Source organism: Micromonospora sp. KC207 (genome assembly GCF_004348615.1).
In the GTDB taxonomy this organism is placed as follows: Bacteria; Actinomycetota; Actinomycetes; order Mycobacteriales; family Micromonosporaceae; genus Micromonospora.
This window is the reverse complement of record NZ_SMKJ01000297.1, coordinates 1-8,228: the sequence shown is the minus strand read 5'-3', so window position 1 is coordinate 8,228 and position 8,228 is coordinate 1. Positions and strand designations below refer to the sequence as shown.

The window sequence follows — 8,228 nt, the reverse complement described above, 5'->3', positions numbered from 1 at the left end:
GGGTCGGCCGGGTGGCCGACCCCGTCACCCCCGCCGCCGAGACCCGCCACGACGCCGACGACCCCGCCCACGGCGCCACCCGCTCCGCCACCGGGGACGCCCCGACCAACCACCTCCCCGGCGGGCTGCTCGTCTCGGACCGGGGCTACACCCTCACCCCGCTGACCGCACCGGCCGGCGAGTTCGCCTTCCGGATCACCGGCCCCGACGGGCAGCCGGTCACCCGCTACGACGTCGCGCACGACAAGCGGATGCACCTGATCGTCGCCCGGCGGGACCTCTCCGGCTTCCGGCACGTCCACCCGGAGGCGGGCCCGGACGGCACCTGGCGGGTCGCGTCCCCGCTCGCCGGCCCCGGCGTCTGGCGGGCGTTCGCCGACTTCACCCCGACCGGCGGGCCGGCGCTCACCCTCGGCGTCGACGTCACCGTGCCCGGCGCGCTCGACGCCCGGCCGCTGCCGCCGCCCGCCACCGTCGCCACCGTCGACGGCTACACCGTCACCCTGGCCGGCACGGCGCAGCCCGGCCGCGCCTCCCGGCTCACCCTGACCGTCAGCCGGGACGGCACCCCGGTCACCGACCTCCAGCCGTACCTCGGGGCGTACGGGCACCTGGTGGCCCTGCGCCAGGGCGACCTGGCGTACCTGCACGTGCACCCGGAGGGGGCGCCCGGCGACGGGACGACCCCGGCCGGGCCGGCGGTGACCTTCTCCGCCGAGTTCCCGTCGGCCGGCAGCTACCGGCTCTACCTGGACTTCCGGCACGGCGACGCGGTGCGTACCGCCGAGTTCACCGTCGTCGCCGGCACCCCCGCCGTGGCCGCGCCGGACGCGCCCGGCGCACCGACGGCGACCGGCACGCCGGCCGCCACCAGCGCCCCGACCGCCGACGCCGGCCACGGCGTCCCCGGTCACGGGCACGACTGACGGGAGGCAGCGATGACCTTGCCCGCGCGACCGCTACCGGTCGCACCGCACCGGATCGAGCTGATGATCGGCGGCATGACCTGCGCGTCCTGCGCCGCCCGGATCGAGAAGAAGCTCAACCGGATGAACGGCGTGACCGCCACGGTCAACTACGCCACCGAGAAGGCCACCGTCTCGTACGCCGACGAAGTCACCCCCGACGACCTGATCGCCACGGTCGAGAAGACCGGGTACACGGCCGCCCTGCCGCCGCCGCCCTCGGCCGCGCCGCCCGCCGCCGAGCCGGCGGACGAGCTGCGCGGGCTGCGTACCCGGCTGTGGGTCTCCGCCGCCCTGGCCGTGCCGGTGATCGTGCTCGCCATGGTCCCGACCTGGCAGTTCGACTACTGGCAGTGGCTGTCGCTGACCCTGGCCGCCCCGGTCGTGGTCTACGGCGGCCTGCCGTTCCACCGGGCCGCGCTGGTCAACCTGCGGCACGGCGCGGCCACCATGGACACCCTCGTCTCGCTGGGCACCCTGGCCGCGTTCGGCTGGTCGGTGTGGGCGCTGTTCCTCGGCGACGCCGGCGTGCCGGGGATGACGCACCCGTTCCGGTTCGACATCACCCGCACCGACGGGGCCGGCAACATCTACCTGGAGGCGGCGGCCGGGGTGACCGTGTTCCTCCTCGCCGGCCGGTACTTCGAGGCCCGGTCCAAGCGGACCGCCGGGGCCGCGCTGCGCGCCCTGCTGGAGCTGGGCGCGCGGGACGTCGCCGTGCTGCGGAACGGGGTGGAGACCCGGGTCCCGGTGGACCGGCTCGCCGTGGGGGACCGGTTCGTGGTCCGCCCTGGCGAGAAGATCGCCACCGACGGGGTGGTCGACGAGGGCACCTCGGCCGTCGACGCCAGCATGCTCACCGGCGAGTCCGTGCCGGTCGAGGTCGGCCCCGGCGACACCGTGGTCGGCGCGACCGTGAACGCCGGGGGCCGGCTGGTGGTCACCGCGACCCGGGTCGGCGGCGACACCCAGCTCGCCCAGATGGCGCGGCTCGTCGAGCAGGCCCAGACCGGCAAGGCGGCCGTGCAGCGGCTGGCCGACCGGATCTCCGGGGTGTTCGTGCCGACCGTGATCGCGCTCGCCGCCGGCACCCTCGGCTGGTGGCTCGGCGCGGGGGCCGGCCCGACGGCCGCGTTCACCGCCGCCGTGGCGGTGCTGATCATCGCCTGCCCGTGCGCTCTCGGCCTGGCCACCCCGACCGCGCTGCTGGTCGGCACCGGGCGCGGCGCGCAGCTCGGCATCCTGATCAAGGGCCCGGAAATGCTGGAGTCCACCCGGCAGGTCGACACGGTGGTGCTGGACAAGACCGGCACCGTCACCACCGGGCGGATGTCCCTGGTCGACGTGCTTGCCGCCGAGGGCGAGGACGCCGCAGAACTGCTCCGGCTGGCCGGGGCGCTGGAGGCGGCGAGCGAGCACCCGATCGCCCGGGCCGTGGCCGCCGGGGCCGCCGACGCAGGACCGCTCGCCCCGGTCACCGGCTTCGCCAACGTCGAGGGGCTCGGCGTCACCGGCACGGTCGACGGCCGCGAGGTGATCGTCGGGCGGCTCCGGCTGCTGCGGGAGCGCGGGCTCGACGTACCGGAGGAAATCGAGCGCACGGTGACCGGCGCGGAGGCCGCCGGCCGGACGGCGGTGCTGGCCGGCTGGGACGGCCGGGCCCGGGGGGTCCTCGCGGTCGCCGACGTGGTGAAGCCGACCAGCGCGGCGGCCGTCGCCGGCCTGCGCGCCCTCGGCCTCACCCCGGTCCTGCTCACCGGCGACAACGCCACTGTGGCGCGGGCGGTGGCCGCCGAGGTCGGCATCGCCGAGGTGACCGCCGAGGTGCTGCCCGCCGACAAGGTGGACGTGGTGAAGAAGCTCCAGGCCGACGGCCGGATCGTGGCGATGGTCGGCGACGGGATCAACGATGCCGCCGCGCTCGCCCAGGCCGACCTGGGCCTGGCCATGGGCACCGGCACCGACGTGGCGATCGAGGCCAGCGACCTGACCCTGGTCCGGGGTGACCTGGCCGCCGCCGTGGACGCGATCCGGCTGTCCCGCCGCACCCTGGCGATCATCAAGGGCAACCTGTTCTGGGCCTTCGTCTACAACGTGGCCGCCCTCCCGCTGGCCGCCGCCGGCCTGCTCAACCCGATGATCGCGGGTGCCGCGATGGCGTTCTCCTCGGTCTTCGTCGTCGCCAACAGCCTCCGCCTGCGCCGCTTCCAGCCGGCCCTCAAGCCCTGACCTGGCCGAGGGATTCGGCGTCGCGCGCGCCGGGCCGGCGGGGGCCGGCCCGGCGCGCGCGTTCGTGACCCGGCGGGCCGGTACGCCGGAGCGTGACGGCGACCGGCATGCTGGGACGGTCCACGACCGAACGGGGAGAACATGTCTCGTCATGCCGTGACCGCGCTCCGTGCCACCGCACTGGTGGCCCTGGCCGCGCTCGCCGCCGGCTGCCAGTCCGACGACACCGCCGACGACCCGGCCGCCGCGCCCGTCACCACCGCCTCGACCGCGCCACCCGCCTCGACCGAGCCGTTTGCCGCCACGTCGACGCCCGCCGTGACGGCGGCCAACACCGCCGAGGTGTGCGGGGAGGTCGACCGGCTGATTCTCGCCGGGAGCAAGAAACTCGCCGCCGACTCGGCCGAAGCCACCCGGGACAAGGCCACCGCCGACGAGCTCAACTCCCGGCTCAAGCAGACCATCGCGGGGCTGGCCGGCGACGTACGCGAGCAGGCGGCGCGCGCCGAGGACCCGGAGATCGAGAAGCTGATCGCGGACGTCGCGAAGCAGCTCGACGGGGGCGCGAAGGCGGCCAGCCCGGCCAAGTGGATGGGCGACACGTTCGTCGACATCCCGCCGAGGCTGGCCCGGGAGTGCCACGCCTGACTCCGCCCCCTAGAACGGTCTGCTTCTCCCCAGCGGCAGGCACAGCAGAAAGCCGCCCCACCATCTCCTTCGGGAGCGGTGGGGCGGCTTTCGTCGTTCAAGGCTGCTGGTCGACTGCTGCGGCGATCCAGTCGGGGATCGGGGGGTACCTGCCACTCCCACGGCCCGTACCAGCGGGCGTCGGTGTACCGAGCCCCGTACGGCCCGTGGGTGCCGGGGTGCTCCTCACGCGTCGGCCGCGCCCCGTCGGCGCGTCCCGGCGGGTGGTCGGAGCCGGTGCGCCGTACCCGACACCCGGGCCGGGGCGGACCCGGTCGGGCCCAGCGCCGCCCGGTCGGCGGCGACGGTTCCGCTGGCCCAGCCCTCCTCGTCGGCGACAGCGAGCCGCTTGCTGGTCACCCCGGGGAACAGGTCGTCCAACCGGTCCCGCACCGCGGTCGCCCGGGAAGCGAGCACCGGCAGCAGCCGCTCCGCGCCCCGATCCCGAACCGCCTCCCGGCCGGCCTCGTCGGCGGCGGCCCGCAGCCGTTCGCCGACGCGCAGCGCGAACGCGTTGAGGAACGACTCGTCGTACGCCTTCGTGCGCCGGCTGCCGCCCCGTGTGCGGCGTTCGGCGCGGCCCCGCAGCATCGCGGCGGTGGCCTGCACCAGCAGCGACGTGTAGAGCAGCTCGACGGCGGCCAGGTCGGCGGGGAAGCCGAGCACGGTCGCGAAGCCCAGGTCGTCGGACCACACCGACTCGCACCGGTTCGCCGCCGCCACCTCCTGCACCAGCAGCGCCTTCGCCCCCGGGTACGGCGGCTCGGTGTCGAGCCGCACCCCGCCGGGCACGTCGCCCCGTTCGGCCGTCGCCTCGATCAGGGCCGCGTCGATGCTGTGCCGGGCCATCAGCTCCTGCGCCTTGCCGGTCAGCGCCTCCGCCTCCGCCGGGAAGGTGGTCGACTCGGCCTTGGCCAGCAGCGCCCGCACCCGGTCGAGCATCCGCGACCCGCTCCCGCCGTGCCCGACGGCCGTCGCCGGGGCGGTCGTGCCGGGCGGCGGGCGCAGCACCGCGATCGGCGGCAGCCCCTCCACCAGCGCCAGCACGTCGACGGCGTCGCGCAGGGCAGCGATCCGGTCGGTGCGCTCCCGGGCCGCCCAGGCCGTCAGGTGCCGCCGGTCGTCGTCCCACCACACGGCCGCGTCGAGGCTGGCGAGTTGGTCGTCCCACCAGCCCGGCACGGGGTCGGGCTGGACCCGGCGCTGGGCGGCGGCCAGGTCGGCCACGAGCCGACCGGCCGACGGGCCGAGCCGGCGGGTCGCGATCCGGGCCAGGTCGACGGGCTGCCAGCCCCGGGGCCAGAGCCGGCCCACGCTGCGCACCAGGCGGGCGGTCAGGGCGGCGTCCACCGCCGCCGGGCCGTCCGGTAAGCCGGCGCCGACCACGAGCCGGTCCAACTGCCGCTCCGCGGCGCGTACGTCGGTGCCGCGCGCCGCCGCGAGGGCGTCGGCGATCAGCGCGTCGGCGTCCGGCACAGGGTGCTCCTCATGATCAGTGGCGGAACGGTCCGCCGGGAAACCGTACCGCCGGGGGCGCACCGGCCGGGCGTGAGCGCCGACACCGCCGGCGAAATGCCCGCCGGGACGGTCATCCGCTCCGGGTCGCCGTCCGTATCCAATCGTGCACGAGTGCGGAATCCATCCGTGCAACAACAGCGGACCGACGGGACGGAGCGCGACGTGTCGAGTCGTACCCATGGCACGGACGGCCGGGGCGTCCACCGTCGGCGGCGCGCCGCCGCCCGGACCGGGCCGGTGGTCGCGTGCGCCGCCCTGGCCGTGGCCGTCCTGGTCACGGTCGGTGCCGGGGCCGTCCGGTGGGGCGGGCCGGACCCGGCGGGCCGGCCGGTCGCCGCCGCAGGGGTCGCCGCGCCCACCCGGGCCGTTCCGGTCACCCCGGCCCCGGCCCGGTCCACGACCCCGGCCGCGCCGGTGCCGGCCGACATCACCTTTCCGCCCCGGGGCACGGGGAAATTCCGCGCCGCCACCCTCCGGGGCGCCGTCGCCGGGCGCGCCGGTGAGCTGCTGCGCTACCGGGTCACCGTGGAGGACGGCATCGACGGCGTCGACGTGGAGCGGTTCGGCCGGGAGGTGGGGGCCATCCTCGCCGACCCCCGGGGGTGGACCGGCGCGGGCCGGTGGCGGCTGCAACGCGTCGGCCCGGACGACCCGGCCGACTTCACCGTCGCGCTCACCACCCCGGTCACCCGGGGCGTGCTCTGTGGGGACGTCACCGACCACTACACGTCGTGCCGCAACGGCGACCGGGTGGTGATCAACGTGGCCCGCTGGGCGGGCGGTGTGCCGCAGTTCGCCGGCGACCTGGACACCTACCGTCGGTACCTGCTCAACCACGAGGTGGGTCACCGGCTCGGCCGGGGGCACGAACTGTGCCCGCGCGCCGGAGGGCCCGCGCCGGTGATGCAGCAGCAGACCCTGGGCCTGCACGGCTGCGTCCCGAACGCCTGGCCCGAGGTGGACGGCGCCGTCTTCACCGGCCCCCCGGGCCAGTACGACGACCCGGTACCGGCCGGCTGGTGAGGCCGGTCGACCATGGTGGAGCCGAGCGCGGCGCGCTCACTCGTGCTTCGCTGACCCCTCGTCCCGCCGGGGGAAGGACGCCCAGATGTGTTTCGCGCCCTCGGTGGCGTACCAGCCGACGTCCAGCGAGAAGGCCCGGGCCAGCTGGAGGCCGCGACCGCCGGCCCCCAGCGGGCGGGTCTCGGCCATCTCGGGCACGGTGGTCAGGTCGTGGTCGGCGACGTCGAGGATGAACAGGTCGTCGTCGCGCAGCAGCCGGACGGTGGTCGGCGGCAGCCCGTGCAGCAGGGCGTTGGTGGCCAGTTCGGTGGCGACAAGCACGACCCGCTCGGGGATGTCGTCGAGTTCCTCGCCCTCGGCGAGCGCGTGCCCGTTCAGCGCCTCGTGCAGGGACGCTCGGAGGCCACGCAGCTCAGCCCCGCCGGCCAGGGCCCAGCGCCGGATCTCGACGGCCCGGGGTGGTGGCGACGACGTGTGCAGCGATCCCATGACCTGGCATTACCCGGGGTGCTCGCCGTTCACGCGGCGGGGCCCGGCGGTCCGCGTCGTTCGTCGTTCGGGCGACACCGGAAGGTCCATGGAGTGGCGCAGCATCGGCGGGTGGAGGGTGGTCGCCGGTCCCCGCCGGTAGAGCATCGCCGGACGGCCGACGCCGGAGGAGGTGCGCTGCCCGGTCGGGGTGAGGAAGCCGTCGGTGCCGAGGACCTTGCGGCTGAAGTTCCGGTGGTCGAGCCGGGCGCCCCAGAGCGACTCGTAGACGGTGCGTAGCTCGGCGATGGTGAACTCCGGGCCGCAGAAGGCGGCGGCCAGGGTCGTGTACTCCAGCTTCCCGCGCGCCCGTTCGACGGCGGCGGCGAGGATCTGCCCGTGGTCGAAGGCCAGGTCGGCCGCCGGGTCGAGCATTTGGTCCACCGGCTCCCAGGAGGCGGCGGTGGCGTCCGACCCGGCCTCGGGCACCGGCAGGTCGGGGGCGACGGCGAGGTAGGCGACCGTCACCACCCGGCCACTCGGGTCGCGGTCGGGGTCGCTGAACACCGCGAGCTGCTCCAGGTGTACGCCGGCGAGCCCGGTCTCCTCCCGCAGTTCCCGGGCGGCGGTGTCGTCGACCGTTTCGCGGGGCCGGACGAAACCACCAGGCAGCGCCCGGTGCCCGCGGAACGGCTCGTTGCCCCGGTGGACGGTGAGCACCTGGAGGCTCCCCTCGCGGACGGTGAGGATCGCCAGGTCGGCGGTGAGTCGTAGTTGTTCGTGCGAGCGTCGGGTCATACCGACAGGCTAATACCGTCGGCTTGACACAAACAGATTCCGTTGCTTACTGTCTGAGGGACAGTATTTGCGACGTCGTACCGGCGTCGAGGTGGCGGAGCCGATCCGGACGGTGTCCGACCACATTGGACGATGGAGCTTCGCCCCTAAGGCGCGCCTGCCCCGGCGGACGGCTCCGTCGTTCGGCGCGACGGCGTTCCACCACGGCACGACCGCCGCGCCGCCCGCGCCCAACTGGCACCGTGAAGGCACGAAAGGCGGTCGTACCGCCGATCTCTCACCGTTACCGTTCGGTCCACCTTCCGCAACGCGGACCCCGCACCGCCTCCCGGCTACCCGCCGGCACCCCCTCCCCTGACTCCGGACGCGCCCCGCGCCACGCGCGTCGAGATCGAGGTGACACCCGTGACCCATCGGCCATCCCGCCGTACCCCGGCCCTGCTCGCCGCGCTGCTCGCCCTGCTCTCCGGGCTGCTTGCCGCTTGCGCCGACGAGGCGCGCGCGCCCGTCGCGACGACCGGCGCCCCGGCGGCGCCCGCC

General features: G+C 75.7%; 7 protein-coding genes. 4 read left to right on the top strand and 3 right to left on the bottom strand.

Annotation, left to right across the window (positions count from 1 at the left end; genetic code table 11):
* From E1258_RS27060 to E1258_RS27050, 3 genes are all read left to right on the top strand, one after another.
* Window positions 1-926 (top strand): hypothetical protein (locus E1258_RS27060; RefSeq protein WP_132406085.1); only part of this gene is annotated, 926 nt, incomplete at its 5' end.
* 12 nt (window positions 927-938) lie between these two features.
* Window positions 939-3,194 (top strand): cation-translocating P-type ATPase, encoded by a 2,256-nt coding sequence (locus E1258_RS27055; RefSeq protein ID WP_132406083.1) that lies wholly within the window; start codon window positions 939-941, stop codon window positions 3,192-3,194.
* A 156-nt stretch (window positions 3,195-3,350) separates the two neighbouring features.
* Window positions 3,351-3,842 carry a hypothetical protein gene (locus E1258_RS27050; RefSeq protein ID WP_132406081.1) on the top strand — a complete coding sequence of 164 codons (492 nt, stop codon included), beginning with the start codon at window positions 3,351-3,353 and terminating at the stop codon, window positions 3,840-3,842.
* A gap of 225 nt (window positions 3,843-4,067) precedes the next feature.
* Here E1258_RS27050 and E1258_RS27045 read toward each other — a convergent pair whose 3' ends face one another.
* The gene (locus tag E1258_RS27045; protein ID WP_243715719.1) at window positions 4,068-5,357 is read right to left on the bottom strand and encodes a DUF2786 domain-containing protein; all 1,290 of its coding nucleotides are present in this window, start codon (window positions 5,355-5,357) and stop codon (window positions 4,068-4,070) included.
* Between the two features lie 297 nt (window positions 5,358-5,654).
* Here E1258_RS27045 and E1258_RS27040 point away from each other — a divergent pair, with 297 nt between their 5' ends.
* Window positions 5,655-6,422, top strand: a complete 768-nt coding sequence (locus E1258_RS27040) for a DUF3152 domain-containing protein (protein WP_132406087.1) — start codon at window positions 5,655-5,657, stop codon at window positions 6,420-6,422.
* Between the two features lie 36 nt (window positions 6,423-6,458).
* On the opposite strand, the gene E1258_RS27035 is transcribed toward E1258_RS27040, so the two are convergent.
* On the bottom strand, window positions 6,459-6,911 hold the full coding sequence (locus E1258_RS27035; RefSeq protein WP_132406079.1) for an ATP-binding protein: 453 nt from the start codon (window positions 6,909-6,911) through the stop codon (window positions 6,459-6,461).
* Between the two features lie 9 nt (window positions 6,912-6,920).
* On the bottom strand, window positions 6,921-7,688 hold the full coding sequence (locus tag E1258_RS27030; RefSeq protein ID WP_132406077.1) for an NUDIX domain-containing protein: 768 nt from the start codon (window positions 7,686-7,688) through the stop codon (window positions 6,921-6,923).
* Between the last annotated feature and the right edge of the window lie 540 nt (window positions 7,689-8,228).